The sequence below is a fragment of the Maritalea porphyrae genome (assembly GCF_027213965.1).
Classification (GTDB): domain Bacteria; phylum Pseudomonadota; class Alphaproteobacteria; order Rhizobiales; family Devosiaceae; genus Maritalea; species Maritalea porphyrae_A.
Map to the genome: position 1 here is coordinate 224,233 of NZ_JAPWGX010000004.1, position 14,876 is coordinate 239,108.

General features: G+C 49.7%; 13 protein-coding genes. 6 read left to right on the forward strand and 7 right to left on the reverse strand.

All coding sequences use genetic code 11. From position 1 onward, the window contains the following. Positions 1 to 23: 23 nt before the first annotated feature. From O4H47_RS13945 to O4H47_RS13960, 4 genes are read right to left on the reverse strand one after another with little or no spacing between them, the layout of a single operon-like run. Positions 24 to 635, reverse strand: coding sequence for an ABC-type transport auxiliary lipoprotein family protein (locus O4H47_RS13945; protein ID WP_269394613.1), 612 nt, complete (start codon positions 633 to 635; stop codon positions 24 to 26). Further along, positions 632 to 1,945 carry an MlaD family protein gene (locus O4H47_RS13950; protein WP_269394614.1) on the reverse strand — a complete coding sequence of 438 codons (1,314 nt, stop codon included), beginning with the start codon at positions 1,943 to 1,945 and terminating at the stop codon, positions 632 to 634. Before O4H47_RS13950 ends, O4H47_RS13945 begins: the two co-directional genes overlap by 4 nt. Next, on the reverse strand, positions 1,946 to 2,710 hold the full coding sequence (locus O4H47_RS13955; protein ID WP_269394615.1) for an ABC transporter ATP-binding protein: 765 nt from the start codon (positions 2,708 to 2,710) through the stop codon (positions 1,946 to 1,948). After that, complete coding sequence (locus O4H47_RS13960) at positions 2,707 to 3,864, reverse strand: MlaE family ABC transporter permease (protein ID WP_269394616.1); 1,158 nt, start codon at positions 3,862 to 3,864, stop codon at positions 2,707 to 2,709. Before O4H47_RS13960 ends, O4H47_RS13955 begins: the two co-directional genes overlap by 4 nt. Before the next feature lie 617 nt (positions 3,865 to 4,481). Here O4H47_RS13960 and O4H47_RS13965 point away from each other — a divergent pair. Next, positions 4,482 to 4,931, forward strand: a complete 450-nt coding sequence (locus O4H47_RS13965; protein WP_269394617.1) for a MarR family winged helix-turn-helix transcriptional regulator — start codon at positions 4,482 to 4,484, stop codon at positions 4,929 to 4,931. 23 nt (positions 4,932 to 4,954) lie between these two features. Then, on the forward strand, positions 4,955 to 8,173 hold the full coding sequence (locus tag O4H47_RS13970; protein WP_269394618.1) for a reductive dehalogenase: 3,219 nt from the start codon (positions 4,955 to 4,957) through the stop codon (positions 8,171 to 8,173). Positions 8,174 to 8,224: 51 nt separating this feature from the next. On the opposite strand, the gene hpt is transcribed toward O4H47_RS13970, so the two are convergent. The 3 genes from hpt to O4H47_RS13985 form a co-directional block, all read right to left on the reverse strand. Next, positions 8,225 to 8,767 (reverse strand): hypoxanthine phosphoribosyltransferase, encoded by a 543-nt coding sequence (gene hpt / locus O4H47_RS13975; protein ID WP_331283684.1) that lies wholly within the window; start codon positions 8,765 to 8,767, stop codon positions 8,225 to 8,227. Between the two features lie 82 nt (positions 8,768 to 8,849). Continuing rightward, the gene (locus O4H47_RS13980) at positions 8,850 to 10,070 is read right to left on the reverse strand and encodes a TIGR03862 family flavoprotein (RefSeq protein WP_269394619.1); all 1,221 of its coding nucleotides are present in this window, start codon (positions 10,068 to 10,070) and stop codon (positions 8,850 to 8,852) included. 54 nt (positions 10,071 to 10,124) lie between these two features. Further along, entirely contained in the window at positions 10,125 to 10,997 is an 873-nt protein-coding gene (locus tag O4H47_RS13985; protein ID WP_269394620.1) for a MurR/RpiR family transcriptional regulator, read from the reverse strand. A 121-nt stretch (positions 10,998 to 11,118) separates the two neighbouring features. Here O4H47_RS13985 and O4H47_RS13990 point away from each other — a divergent pair, with 121 nt between their 5' ends. Genes O4H47_RS13990 through O4H47_RS14005 form a run of 4 tightly spaced genes read left to right on the forward strand, consistent with a single transcriptional unit; the run spans position 11,119 to position 14,831 of the window. After that, positions 11,119 to 11,913: an N-formylglutamate amidohydrolase gene (locus O4H47_RS13990; protein ID WP_269394621.1), complete on the forward strand. Its 795-nt coding sequence runs from the start codon at positions 11,119 to 11,121 to the stop codon at positions 11,911 to 11,913. Positions 11,914 to 11,915: 2 nt separating this feature from the next. Next, a complete protein-coding gene (locus O4H47_RS13995; RefSeq protein WP_419719635.1) occupies positions 11,916 to 12,419 on the forward strand; it encodes a TRAP transporter small permease subunit in 504 nt (167 codons plus the stop codon). Next, positions 12,420 to 13,742 carry a TRAP transporter large permease gene (locus tag O4H47_RS14000; protein ID WP_269394622.1) on the forward strand — a complete coding sequence of 441 codons (1,323 nt, stop codon included), beginning with the start codon at positions 12,420 to 12,422 and terminating at the stop codon, positions 13,740 to 13,742. A 57-nt stretch (positions 13,743 to 13,799) separates the two neighbouring features. After that, positions 13,800 to 14,831: a TRAP transporter substrate-binding protein gene (locus tag O4H47_RS14005; RefSeq protein WP_269394623.1), complete on the forward strand. Its 1,032-nt coding sequence runs from the start codon at positions 13,800 to 13,802 to the stop codon at positions 14,829 to 14,831. Positions 14,832 to 14,876: the final 45 nt, after the last annotated feature.

Below are 14,876 nucleotides of genomic sequence, written 5' to 3' on the forward strand. Positions count from 1 at the left end.
ATTGGCTGTCGCAATACCTTAGACTAGGCCGACTTTGCGCTCCAACTAAGAATTTGCAAAGCAACGTCGTGCAAGGCGGAATCAAGGCTTGCAATTGCACCCACATCGACGGTTCTTTGCAAGGGAACTGTCGCCGAAAATACTGCGGACGCAAAGATGCTGCCACGGCGTTCGTTGACCAACTTTGCGGACAGCTTCACCGAAGCTTGCGGTGGCGTGCTTGTTGTGTCGATTTCAAAGGCGCGAATTTCTGTAGCAAGGGTCACGTCAACCGAAAGTTGATCGCTTGGGCGCCCAACGTTCTTAAAGGCTGCATTTTCAAATGTTTCTAAAAGGCGGGTTTGAATGAGAACAGGAAGACTGTCTGACCATTGGGCCTTTGGCAGATAACTTAGTACGCCACCAGCAGACCGTACAACAACGCGCTCAGTTTCATAGGTTTGCACGGAAATTGGCCGTGTGATCACAAGTGTACGCGAACTGGCGCGGCGCACCCTATCGGTTTGAGCCGCGGTGAGATCAAACGTTTCGCGAGGAGCGGCGGTGATCGTGCACCCGATTACTGGCAGCGTTAGGCAAGCAGCGCCAGAAAGCAGAAAGAGGCGTCTTGTGTGAAGCTTTAGGTCATGTGTCATTGTTTAGTGTACTCCCGAACAGTATCGCCGCCAAATATGATGCCTTGCGGGTTACGTTCAACTTTTGCCAATACATTATCTAGTCGACGCAGGGTTGCGCGCGCATCAGATGCTAGCGCTTGGTATTCAGACAAGCCACCGCTTGTAAATTTATTTAGACCAGTAGCGATGGTTGAGGTTCGTGTGTCTAGGTTTTCAGCCAAAGATTGAATTGCTGCGGCGGCTGTTGAAAACTGTTCAAAAAGACCTTCATCACCAGCGCCATTTGCCATTTTATCGATTGCATCAACGATTGAGCGAACCTGGGCCACGGAGATGGTCAACTCATCCGAAACGGTTGTCATATTACCCATGAAGGATTCTAGGTTGCCTTTGTTTTGCTCTAGGACTGAAGAAATAGCACCGATGTTTTCGATAAATTGTTTCACCGTCTCTGGGTCAATTCCATTGGTGATCGTTTCTACATTTTGTGTGATCTGGCCAATTTGTTCAGAGGATTTGTTAAGGCTGGCAGAAAGCGCAACCGCGTCATCAAAGAAGCTGTCGACGCTGTCTGAATTGCGGGAAATTGCCTCTGAGAACTTTGAGGCGTCTTCGATGATTTTGGCAACTTGGCCAGGTTCAATATCACCAATAATACCGCGCAATTGTTCTGAGAATTGGCGCAGTTCTGCACTGAGGGGACCGATTTCCTTGCCGGCGCCTGCAAGGCTTGCCAAAAACTGTTCGACCCCATCTGAATTGGCTGCAAGAGCGGCACTAAATGCTTCCACGTTGGCTAGAGTTGTTGACGTGGTTGCCTCATTGTCATCCAAAAAGTTGTTGAGCCGATCAAAAGCTACGCTGGCACCGACAATCGTATCTTGCAGACCATCAAGTATTGATTGAAAATCGGATTTGTCGGCAAGGATTGTCGCCGTACGGGTGCTGGTCGATGGGGGGAGCGCATTGGCAGTTGGTGAGCCACCTGAGAACTGCACATAGGCAACGCCGGTTAAGCCTTGGAACTCAAGAATTGCTTTTGTGTCAGTTTTGATCGGGGCTTTTGAATCCACTTCCACACTGGCAATAACCTTGCCCGGATCATTTGGATCAATGGCAACAGAGCGGACCTGCCCAATTTTGATGCCGTTAAACAACACGGGGGTGGAAACACTTAGTCCGGTAACCGTGCCTGTAAACACCACATTGTACTTGTTGGTGGTCACATTGCTGTCAAGAATAGCAAACCAATAGATGAAGCCGCCCGTTAAGAACATAACAAGCAGTGAAATCAATCCAACAAGCGAATAGTTTGCTTTGCTTTCCATCTATTTCTCTCCAATGCGGCGTGCCCGTGGGCCGCCGAAATATTCTCTTATCCAAGGATCGTCGAACTTGCGCACTTCGTCCAAATTTCCCTGACACATTAGTTTGCCTTTTGAAAGGATAACGAGATCACTACAAATTGCGCCAAGACTGTCCAAATCATGGGTAATCATGAAAACGGTGAGATCAAACGCTGCGCGCAGCTCCAAAATAAGCTTGTCAAATGCGGCCGCCCCAATGGGGTCCAGTCCGGCGGTTGGCTCATCCAAAAACAGCAATTGCGGATCAAGTGCTAGGGCGCGTGCCAATGCTGCGCGTTTTATCATACCCCCCGAGAGTTCGGAAGGAAAAAGATCGCCCGCATGTCGCGGTAGGCCAGCCATTTCGATTTTGGCGCGTGCGGTCTGACTGATTATTTTTGGATCAAGGTGAAAATGTTCTCGCATGGGAAGTTCGACATTTTCTTGCACCGTAAGAGATGAAAACAACGCGCCTTGCTGGAACAGAACACCGGTTTTCTGCCGAATGCGCAGAAGCGCATTTTGGCCGACTTGTCCCAAGTCTTCGCCTAAAATTTGAACTGATCCTGCGCGTATGGGCACGAGGCCCAATAGTGCGCGCATCGAAACGGATTTACCACAGCCGGAAGGGCCGATGACGCCGACCACGTCGCCCCGTTTGATCGAGAACGATAGATCATTCAAAATCAACCTGTCGCCAAAGCCGACGCCAAGGCCTTCGACATTTATGATGGGTGCTGAGGTCAAAATCCGATGGCTCCAAAATAAACCGCAAATATGCCATCCAAGACGATAACAATGAAAATTGATTTCACCACAGAGGCAGTTGTGTGACGGCCCAATGATTGGGTGGAGCCAGAAACTTGCAAGCCCTCTTGCACCGCAATAATAGCAATTGCCAGTGCCATCAGAGGTGCCTTTATCAATCCAACCGCAATTGATTGCAAATCGACCACATCGTTTAGCCGTGCAACGAAAACATCAAGTGCGACGCCCCCGGTTATGCGTGCGGCAAGCGCTGCGCCCAATATGCCCGCGAGTGCACCGATCAACCCAAGTGCTGGCAAGCCAACGATTAGCGCAATGACGCGGGGCATAACGACGGCGCGGTAAGTGTCGAGCCCCATTACTTCCAAGGCATCAATTTCTTCACGCATTCTCATGGCGCCAATTTCCGCGGTAATGGCTGAACCTGAGCGACCAGCCACCATGATTGCTGCTAGCAAAATACCGATTTCACGCAGCATGAGTATGCTGCTCAAATCAACCACAAATATGATGGCGCCAAAGTTTTTGAGTTGCTCAATTGTTTGTTGAGTCAAAATGACACCAACCACCAATGAGATTAGAATTACGATGGGGATGGCGCGTAGAATGATCTCGTGGAACTGGTTGACAACAGCGGCAAAACGGATCGGTCCGCGCAGAGTGATCATGCGAAGCAGCGAGACGATAATTTGACCTTGCACCGTGACAAAGTCGACGCCCTCTTTTCCCGCCTCAACGATAATGCGACCCAGCGTGTCAATTGGCAGGGTGCGCCGCACATTTTTTACAGGCTCTGGGGCTTTATCCAGTTCGATAAGCTTTTGAACGAGTTCCAAGTGGCGGTGTTCACCGCCTTCAAATGTAATGGAATAGCCCAATTTGCTCAGTTTTTTGTACTGTGCTGCCAAGGCAGTTGCGCCAAATGTGTCTAGTTCGGCGACGTTGGAAAAGCTCCAAACCAACGCTGTTGGTTCGTTTAGATCTATTTGAAGAAGTGCGCCAGGCAATTTTGGTTGCGTGTTGACCAACTCATTTGCGGTCCAAGCGCCAACAATGCCGAGCTCGTTATTTTTCAGCGATCCAAAGCTTGGCTTTGGTCCGCTTGGCATTTTGTCATTTGATGTATGTGACAATTCTTTTTGCTCAACTTCACTTGGTGCCCAAAATGGGGCGTTTCTTAATAACACCTAAACGCAGAAGAATAAAATGATTAATCCTTACGCGGCTAAGGAATTTCGTCGATTGTTGGCGACTGACTTTTGTTTGAAAATGGCATTGTCTGGAAACTGAAATGGAAAGCGAACTAGGGCTTTTTTAGAAGCAGTAGTTCCATTGTAATGTGTCTATTCCGCTAGTTCTTTTAGCAACTTAGTTGTTGCCATAATCCCTTTAGCAACCGTGCCATTGTTTGGAATTTGATTGGCGGGAATGCCTTTTGGTATTTCAATAAGGGCGCGGGCGAGACGTTTTTTGATGTTGCACGCAGTTTCGCGACCTCGATTGGCGCGGCGTTTCGCGCGCAAATCTATGTCGGGAACAATTTGTTCGGCTGCAAGGTGGCTCTGTTTTCACCGTTCACTATGAGCTTGGAAGGGTCACAGCCATAAAGGCAGAACCAGCATTTTTCGAACGCGGTTTTCGCTTGTTCCCCGACTGTGAGTTCAATTTACTTAACATTGATAGTTATCTATGTTAATTATATATCCTCATGTGCTATGGTGTCTTACTAGGTGATCGGTGGAGGCACGTTTTGGCTAAAGAATTTACACTGCACAATCGGGTTGGTTTTAAGGTGACACGGTTGGCTCGGATAATGGAGGCGCGGCTAGAAAAGCAGCTGTCAGTTCATGGCGTCACACGACAAATGTGGTGTGTATTGCGTGGGGTGGGCATGGAAGATGTCAACACGCCTTCTGGTTTGGCGGATTATGTTTGTATTGCGCGGCCGGCTGTCTCTCGACTGCTAAAGCAGATGGAAGCGCGGGGATTCGTGGAACGCAGTGGCATTTACGATGACAAACGGTACACCGAGGTCGTGCTAACGGAATTGGGCGAAGAGAAAATGAAGGTGTGCCATGTTTTGGTGCGCGAACTCAATGACCACTTCGCCAATAAGTTGGACGCCAATACCTATGACATTTTGATGGATGCCATTGATGTTTTGACAGACGGTGAAGACGTAAAACTGATGCGTCTCTAGTTGCGAACTCGGCTTGGGGAACTGTGAAACTTTTTTCTGATAAAAATCGACCCGTCCACTTGGGGCCTTATCCGCTTGAGCGGTTGATACGCCGCGAAGATGGCGCGTTTGACTATGTGAACACACCTGCATTTGAGCAGTTGAGTTTTGATAATCAAAAATCCCCGCAAAATATTGTGAACGCCATGAGTGAGGCTCAGGCAATGCTTGACGCTATTCGTGACGGCTTAATCAATAGGGCCGTGGCGCAGGTGTCGGATGATTTAGTGGAGCGGCAGAACCATTTGAAAGCTTTTGGCTATTTTTCCGATGTTTCGATGGCTGCGAGCTGCGCCCTTCGCCCAGAAATGATTTTGGATCAGCCATTTAGAAATCCCAATATTGATGATCTGGCGCACAAATTGCGCACGCAGCAGACTAAATCGTTAGCCTCTGGGGTCGATATGATTATGGCGGATTTGCGTGACGCAATGAATGCGCCGCCAAAGCATATGCATGGGCATAAGCACGCATTCGTGTTTTTGGTGGAGCAACCGCGTGACGCAAGAAAAGACGAACCTGGCTATGATTGGCTTAGCGGCGCAAATCACCACCGCTCAGCATTAAGAGCTATGGAAGCCGCTGTCGTGATTGCCCAATATATTCGTTTGTTGGGCCATGAAGCGCGGGCGCACAGCCATTCCACCTCAGACGTAGACCTTAATCATTTGGCTGTTGCTTCGGGTTTGGCGACGGTCGAAAATGGTGAGCTGTTCAACCCATATCTTGGTACGCGCTTCTCCATAGCGGCAGTTACGACTGAGTTTGAATTTGCTCATGACTTGCCATTGGTTCCATTTGATGTGCAGCCGAAATCTAAAACCCATGGCATTGCTTGGCAATTGGGGGCAGGCACTGCAAAAAGTGCGCAAAATATTGACCCTTATAAAAACAGACGGTTTGTTGATGGGGCGCATCCGTTTGAAACGCTCAAGCGGATAGATAGCCCAACAACTTATATTGATGAAGATCGCGTGCCTAGGGTGCCAAAACGGACCGATATGTTTGCGCGTTCTTTGTTTGGCGATATGGGACCCAAAAACCAGCAGGCGTCGCGCAATGGTCAATATGTGCGCAAATCTGCACCTTCTATGGCGCAACGGCGCGGGCTCGGCGCTTTCGTTTTGCTGCAGGATGGGGGGCAAGAAGCCAAGGCATCGGCTGCAACAAATGATCCGCACACCAACGCTGAAAACATCAAAGCCATGTCCCATTTTTTGGGCGTGGATGCGGTGGGCATTTCGCGTTGCCCAGATTGGACTTGGTATTCGCACGATGCGACGGGTGAGCCGATTGTGCCGCCCCATGATCAAGCAATTTCGATGGTGATTGATCAGGGGTATGAAACCATGGAAGGGGCGTCGGGCGATGATTGGATCGCTGTTTCCCAATCTATGCGCGCTTACCTCCGGTTTTCAATATTTGGAAGCATTGTTGCCAAACAAATCAGACGCCTTGGCTATAAGGCCAAAGCCCATACGGTGATGGACGGTGAGGTGTTGCAACCACCGCTTTTGCTGTTGTCTGGGCTTGGCGAAGTGAGCCGTATCGGGGAGGTGATTCTGAACCCATTTCTTGGGCCACGCCTAAAGTCGGGTGTGGTGACCACCGACATGCCGATGGCGCATGACAAACCGATTTCTTTCGGTTTGCAGCAGTTTTGTGAAAGCTGCAACAAATGTGCCCGCGAATGCCCTTCGGGTGCGATTACCGCGGGTCCGAAGTTAATGTTCAACGGCTATGAGATTTGGAAGTCTGACAGCCAAAAATGCACCACCTATCGCATTACCAACGAAGGGGGGGCGATGTGCGGAAGGTGCATGAAAACTTGCCCGTGGAATTTGGAAGGCATTTTTGCTGAAGCGCCCTTCAGGTGGGCGGCGATGAATGTGCCCAAAGCCGCACCCATTTTGGCAAAGCTTGATGATGTGGTGGGAAATGGTGAACGAAACCTCGTCAAGAAATGGTGGTGGGATCTCGAATTATCGGACGATGGTGCCTATCGCCCAACCCAGCACAAGGTCAATGAACGTGATTTGCAAAAGGATTTGGACCTGAAGTTTGAGGATCAGACCTTAGCGGTCTATCCGGCGAACTTGGCGCCGCACCCTTGGCCTTTCCCATTTCCTATGGATAGAGAAAAAGGCATCGAAGCTTATCAGGCGATGATTACTGCTGATCAATATAAAGCCAAACTTGCGATCGGTGAAACAGAGGGCTTGGCGCACGAATATAAGATTGAGGGCGATGCCCCAGTGGTGCGCGTTGAGATCACCAAAGTTGAGCCAATGAGCGAGGGTGTAACGAAGTACGAGTTTTCTTCGATCATTGGCGAAGATTTGCCTGAATGGACAGCCGGGGCGCATTTGGACATTGTGGTGGCGCCGGAATTCTTGCGCCAATACTCGATGAGCGGAGATCCGGCCGACCGGTCAACGTACCAAATTGGTGTGTTGCGGGAAGATCAGGGGCGCGGTGGCTCGCAGCTCTTACATCGGATTTTCACGTTGGGGCGCAAGGTTTTCATTTCCAAGCCAATCAATCATTTTTCATTGGAAGAAGATGCTAAAAAGACGTTTCTGATGGGGGGCGGTATCGGCATTACCCCCATGATCGCGATGGCACATCGATTGCATGCAATCGGCGCCGATTTTTCGATGCATTACTCTTGTTCGTCGCGGGCGAGTGCTGGGTTTTTAGACGACCTATCTAGATTTGAATGGGCCGATAGGGTTCATTTGCACTTTAGCGATGAGGGCAGTCGCGCGGATTTGAACGCGGTGCTTGGCGCATATGAGGATGGTTGTCATGTTTATACCTGTGGGCCAGAGCGGTACATGCAGTCTGTAATGGAGGCAGCAGAGCGACAGGGTTTTACTGACGATGAACGACATATTGAATATTTCAATGTGCCAGAGTTGCCTGAATATCAAAATCACCCTTTTGCGCTAAAACTTGCGCAATCGGGAAAGGTCTTGCAGGTGCCTGCGGACAAAACTGCAACTGATGTTTTGGCCGAAAACGGTATTCATATTGATGTGAAATGTTCGGATGGCATTTGCGGAGTGTGCAAATGCGGTTTGATTTCGGGTGAGGTTGAACACCGAGACTTTGTTTTGTCGAAAAAGCAAAAAGAGAACTCAATCATTCTTTGTCAGTCGCGTGCAGCGGCACCTGGCGCAGAAATTGAAATTGATTTGTAAGCAAGCGCAAAGGTTTCGTTCGGCGTTCAAAAGAACACCACAGGACGGCCCTTATTCTGAAAGGAAGCGCACCTTGCCAATGTAAGGCAAATTGCGGTTGCGCTGCGCGTAATCAATGCCGTAACCAACCACGAATTCATCGGGAATTTCAAAGCCAGTCCATGTGGCTTTGATGTCGACTTCGCGGCGCGAAGGTTTGTCGAGCAAGGCACACACCTCAAGTCGCTTGGGATTGCGGGACTTTAAAAGGTTGGTCACATGGGTCAGGGTGTACCCTGTGTCAACGATGTCCTCGACCACCAAAACGTCGCGACCTTCAATTTCCCCGCGCAGATCTTTTAGAATGCGCACTTCACGAGAGGATTCTGTGCTGTTGCCATAAGAGGATGCTTCAAGAAAGTCGACTTCAACGGGTAGTTCCAATTCACGCACCAGATCAGAGATGAACACAAAAGAGCCGCGCAGAAGCCCCACAACGATCAATTTGTCGGTATCAGCAAATTTCTCAGAGATTTCCGCCGCCAAATCTTCAACGCGGGCCGCAATCGATTTGGCCGAAATCATTTGATCGATGACGTAGTTTGAATGGTCCATGCATTTTCTCCAACCTGCGAGCTGAACTTAGCAGCAAAAATGTGAATGCCACGAGGGCGCTAAAGGGCAATGTGGCAGTTGCTCACAGATCGTTTGTTTGGGTGAGCCAATTCTTGGCGCCTGCGCCTGCTGCGCGGCCGGTTGCTAAACATGCGGTGATCAAATAGCCGCCGGTGGGGGCTTCCCAATCAATCATTTCCCCCGCAACGAATACGCCAGGCATCTGCTTGAGCATATAATTTTCGTCAATTTGGTCCCAAGCGACGCCACCCGCGGTTGAAATGGCTTCATCGATTGGTCGGGTGCGCAAAAGCGGCAATTCTAGCGCTTTAAGGCGCTGCCCCAACTCTTCTGGTGTGGCTTTGTTTGCTTCTGGGTAGAGTTCGCGCACGAGTGCCGCTTTCACCCCGGTCAATTTTGCGCCCTTGCGCAATCTATTTGAAAGGCTGTGTTTTGGGTTTTGGCGGGCAAGCGCATCGGCGATCTGTTCAGCTGTTTTGCCCGGCACCAGATCAAGCTGCAATGTGGCTTGATTATTGGTCTCTAGCTGATCGCGCAATTGGGCGGAAAAGGCATAAATCAAGCTGCCTTCGACACCGCTTTTGCTAATGACAAATTCACCTTTGGTTTTTTTGTCACCCAATGTGATCTCAACTGTTTTAACCGGTGCGCCCGCAAATTTTTCTACTAAAAATTCACTCCATTGCACGTCAAATCCACAGTTTGCAGGTTGAAGCGGGGCAATGGTGACGTTGTTCTTGGTGAGGTGCTTTTCCCATTCAGCCGTTGAGCCAAGCCGTTGATAGGATGCACCACCAAGCGCCAAAATCACAGCGTCAGGTTTTATGTTGATTGTGCCGTCCTGCGTTTCGAACATGAGCTGATCACCGTCAAATCCACACCATTTGTGGCGGGTTTTCAGCTGCACACCCGCCGCTTCAAGCTCTGCAAGCCAAGCGCGCAATAGCGGAGACGCCTTCATTGCTTTGGGAAAAACGCGACCCGAAGAACCTATGAATGTCTCAACACCCAGTTGTGTGGCCCACGCTCGAATGTGATCTGGTGTGAATTGTTCGAGTGCTGTGGAAAGGCGCGCATTTGCGGCACCGAACCGGGTTTGGAATGTTTCAAATTGCTCAGCATGGGTGATGTTGAGCCCTGATTTTCCGGCCCACAAAAACTTGCGCGCCGGCGTTGGCATTGCTTCGTAAATGGTAATGTCGTGCCCGAGCCCCGAGAGGGCTTGGGCCGCTGCCAATCCCGCGGGACCGGCGCCAATGATTGCAATCTGCTTTTTTGTCATGGGCGTGGTGGTGCCACATACACGCAATGTGCGCAATTGGTGGCTCGGGTTTTCTTATGTGAATTTTCTAAAGAAGCGGGTGCGATCAAACATCACTTCAAGTTCTTCCATACGCTCGCGAGTTTCAGGCCAAGTGCGTTTTTGCACGTCAGCGATGATGGTTTCCACCAACAGCATTGTGGTGACAGAACTATCCCACGCCGAAGGCACAACGATTTTTAGACTGAATGTATGATGGGCCAATTTGCTGATCGGCGACAACCATTGATCGGTAAACAGGATGATTTTTGCACCGGCTTCGGCGGCCATTTCGGCAAGTTTTAGGGTCGAGTTCTCATATCGACGCACGTCGAAAATGACAACCACATCGTCTTTCTTGATGTCCAACAGATAGTGTGGCCATGCGTTCGAAATTGACTGGATATGGGTAACGTCTTTGCGCAAGACTTGCATGTGAAGGAAGAAGTAATCGGCCATCGCACGGGTGATCCGGCCGCCAACGATAAACAACGAGCGGTTAGTGTCCGCCATCAGTTCACAGGACTTTTCGAACGTATCGATATCCAGTTGCCCAAGCGAGTGGCGGATATTGTCGATCACCGCTTCGGTGAATTTATTGACGATATGTTCGTTCGGCGCCTGATCTGCCCATGTCTCGTGTTTGGCGATCGGGTCAGAAATTGTGGCTTCAACTTCCTTGCGCAGGGCGGCTTGGAATTCTGGGAATCCTTTAAAACCGATCTTCTGCACCATGCGGGCCACCGTGGGCGTGGAAACGCTTGCGTTTTGGGCAACGGTCGTGATCGAGCCGAGGCCCGAGACGGGATAATTTTCCATCAATGAATGCGACAATTGCCGCTCGGCGCGGGTGAGGTTGTCAAAATTGCTTTGCAGTAATTCCGCAACGGTGCTGGCGTTTTCGGACAATGTTAAGTCTCCAATTTGTCTCGGTTTACCAACAATTTGAGCAAATATGAAGAAAAAGTTTCAGAAATGATATTGACAGGCCGATCCATTCTGAAGAAATATGTACAAAACGGGAGGGGTTGTGAATATTTCTACAGAACAGTCAAAAATGCAGAGTGAAAAATTCGCCGCTGTTGAGTTGCTCAACCAAAGCGGCGTTTCGCCTGTTCTGTTGATTTGTGAGCATGCATCAAACTTTATCCCAGCCGAGTATGCCGATCTTGGTCTGACCGAGGACGTGCAAAAAAGCCATATTGCATGGGACCCAGGTGCGCTTGGGGTGACCCAACATTTGTGCGAGATGCTGAACGCACAAGCTGTTGTGGGACGTGTGTCGCGATTGGTTTATGATTGTAATCGCCCGCCGCACGCAGTTGATGCGGTGCCTGCACGCAGCGAGATATTTGACGTGCCAGGAAATGCTCACCTGTCTCCAGAACAGTATCAGCATCGTGTGGATCAATGTTTTGTGCCCTTCACCGAAATGTTGGCCAAGACGATCCGCTGGAGCCAAAAGGCCCGCGTATTGGTGACCCTGCACAGTTTTACGCCAATTTATAACGGCGAAAAACGGGATACAGATATTGGCATTTTGCACGACACGGACAGCAGATTGGCTGACGCAATGCTGGACGCCGCTGCCAAATTTACAAATTTGAGAATTGAACGGAACAAGCCCTATGGACCTGAAGATGGCGTCACCTATACGCTGAAGGCTCAAGGGATGGAAAACGGGCTTCTTAACGTTATGATTGAGGTGCGCAATGATTTAATTGCCACTCCAGAGCAACAAAAAGATATCGCAAAGCTTTTGTGCGACATGCTCAATCACTCCCTTGCAACGCTTGATGCAATCAGCAGCGGGGGGGGAAACTAGTGCTGTCTTTTATGGGCAAATATGTCCGAATAGTTGATGCGGTCAATTACCGAATGGGCCGGATCATGATGTATTTCATTTTTGTGATGGTCGCGATCCTCTTGTGGTCGTCTATTTCCAAAACATTCTTTTTGCCGTCTTTGTGGACGTTGGAAATCGCGCAGTTTGCGATGGTCGCTTACTACGTGTTGGGTGGACCATATTCCATGCAGCAAGGCTCACATGTGCGTATGGACCTGTTTTACGGGGCATGGTCAGACAAAAAGAAAGCGCAGATCGACGCGATCACGGTGCTGTTTTTGATCTTTTATCTCGGGGTCATGTTGTACGGGGCCTATGACAGCACCAGCTACTCCTTCCAATATGGTGAGCGCAGCCCAACGGCTTGGCGACCTTACTTGTGGCCAATCAAAGTAATCATGTGTTTCGGCATCTTTATGATGCTTTTGCAATCGATCTCTGAGTTGTTCAAAGACATTGCCACACTCAAAGGGGTGGACCTGTAAATGTCTTATGAAATGATCGCACTCTTCATGTTTGCATCGATGATGTTGATGATGTTTACCGGACAACGTGTTTTTGCCGCCATTGGCGCGGTCGCGGCTGTCGCTGCCATTTTCCTTTGGGGAACTGGTGGTTCTGATATTCCGTTTTCATCCGCCATGAAGCTGATGAAATGGTACCCACTTTTGACGCTGCCCATGTTTATTTTCATGGGCTACATCTTGTCTGAGAGCAAGATCGCGGACGATCTTTATAAGATGTTTCACGTTTGGATGGGTCCGGTACATGGTGGCTTGGCCATCGGCACTATCGGGTTGATGGTTTTGGTTTCTGCCATGAACGGCTTGTCTGTTGCTGGCATGGCCATCGGTGCAACGATCGCTCTGCCAGAATTGCTGCGCCGAGGCTACGACAAACGCATGGTCACGGGGGTTATTCAAGCGGGGTCTTCGCTTGGGATTTTGGTGCCGCCATCAGTGGTGCTTGTGCTGTACGCAATGATCGCGCGCCAACCTGTTGGCCAGCTGTGGCTCGCCGGGGTGTTCCCTGGGCTTTTGATGGCCGCACTGTTTATTCTTTACATCTATATCCGCTGCAAAATCCAACCTGAACTCGGGCCGGTGTTGCCAAAAGAAGAACGTAATGTGCCAACTGGCGAAAAGCTTCGTTTGCTTGGTGCGGGCATTCTGCCACTTACGATTTTTGCAGCCATGATGGTGCCTTTCATCAACGGTTGGACCAGCCTTGTTGAAAGCTCAGCAATTGGCGCGATGACTGCCTTTGTGGCTGCTGTCCTTAAGGGCCGGATGAACCGCAAAGTGTTCGAAGTCTCTGTGCGCCAAACACTTCTGATCTCGTGCATGTTCATGTGGATCATTCTTGCGGCACTTGGTTTTGGAGCCGTGTTTGATGGTTTAGGTGCAGTGCGTGCAATCGACAATCTGTTCACTGATCAATTGGGACTGAACCCATGGGTCATCCTGATTTTGATGCAGCTTTCGTTTTTGATCATGGGCACGTTTCTTGATGATACCGCGATGTTGGTCATTGTGGCCCCGCTCTACGTGCCACTTGTCCACGCGCTTGGTTTTGATCTGATTTGGTATGGCGTTCTTTATACGATTACCACGCAGATTGCTTATATGACGCCGCCATTTGGCTACAATCTATTCCTGATGCGCGCGATGGCGCCGCCAGAGATCACTCTCAAAGATATTTACGGCTCCATTTTGCCGTTCGTATTGGTGATGCTCTTTGCGCTGACGCTCATAACCCTATTTCCGCAGATTGCGCTCTGGTTACCCAACACAGTTTACGGAAAATAAATCCACAAAAAGATCCAAGAAAATTGGGCAAGAAACGCTATACACAAGGAGAAGGAAATGACGACTAGACGTAAGTTTTTGACCGGCGCTGCACTGGCCCCGGCCGCGGTACTTGCCACTCCGGCGATTGCCCAATCCAAAATCCGTTGGCGGATGCAAACATATGCGGGCTCAGCGTTGGGCGAGCATGTGATTAAGCCAGCCATCGACAGCTTTAACAAAATTGCTGGCGATGAAATGGAAATCGAACTGTTCTATGCTGATCAGTTGGTGCCAACTGGCGAGTTGTTCCGTGCCATGCAAAAGGGCACAATTGATGCCGTGCAGTCAGATGATGATTCAATGGCATCGCCAACCGAGGTAACGGTGTTTGGTGGGTACTTCCCATTCGCAAGCCGCTATTCGCTTGATGTGCCAGTATTGTTCAACCAATATGGTTTGAATGAAATCTGGGACCGCGAATACTCCAAAGTTGGTGTTAAACATTTGTCTGCTGGTGCATGGGATCCATGTCACTTTGCAACCAAAGACCCAATTCGTTCCCTTGCCGATCTTAAAGGCAAACGCGTGTTCACATTCCCAACAGCTGGTCGTTTCTTGAGCCAGTTCGGTGTTGTTCCCGTAACACTGCCATGGGAAGACATTGAAGTTGCAGTGCAGACCGGCGAACTCGATGGCATTGCGTGGTCAGGCATTACAGAAGATTACACTGTTGGCTGGGCCGATGTGACCAACTACTTCCTCACCAACAATATTTCTGGTGCTTGGGCTGGGTCATTCTTTGCCAATATGGACCGCTACAACGAGCTGCCACCACACCTTAAAGAGTTGCTTCAGTTCGCTATGGACAGCTCACACTACTACCGTCAGTGGTGGTATTGGGGTGGTGAGGCTTCACTGCGGGTCAATGGACCTAAGATGGAACTAACTTCAATTCCTGATGAAGAATGGGCAACAGTTGAAAATGCTGCGCATAAATTCTGGGATGAAATCGCTGCGGAATCTGAAACCAAAGCAGAAGTTGTGAACATCTTCAAAAAGTACAATGCGGACATGCAAAAAGCTGGCCGTCCGTACCGTTACAGCTAATATAACTGGTCTCGGGATGGCCTTAGGGCTGTTCCGAGACATTTT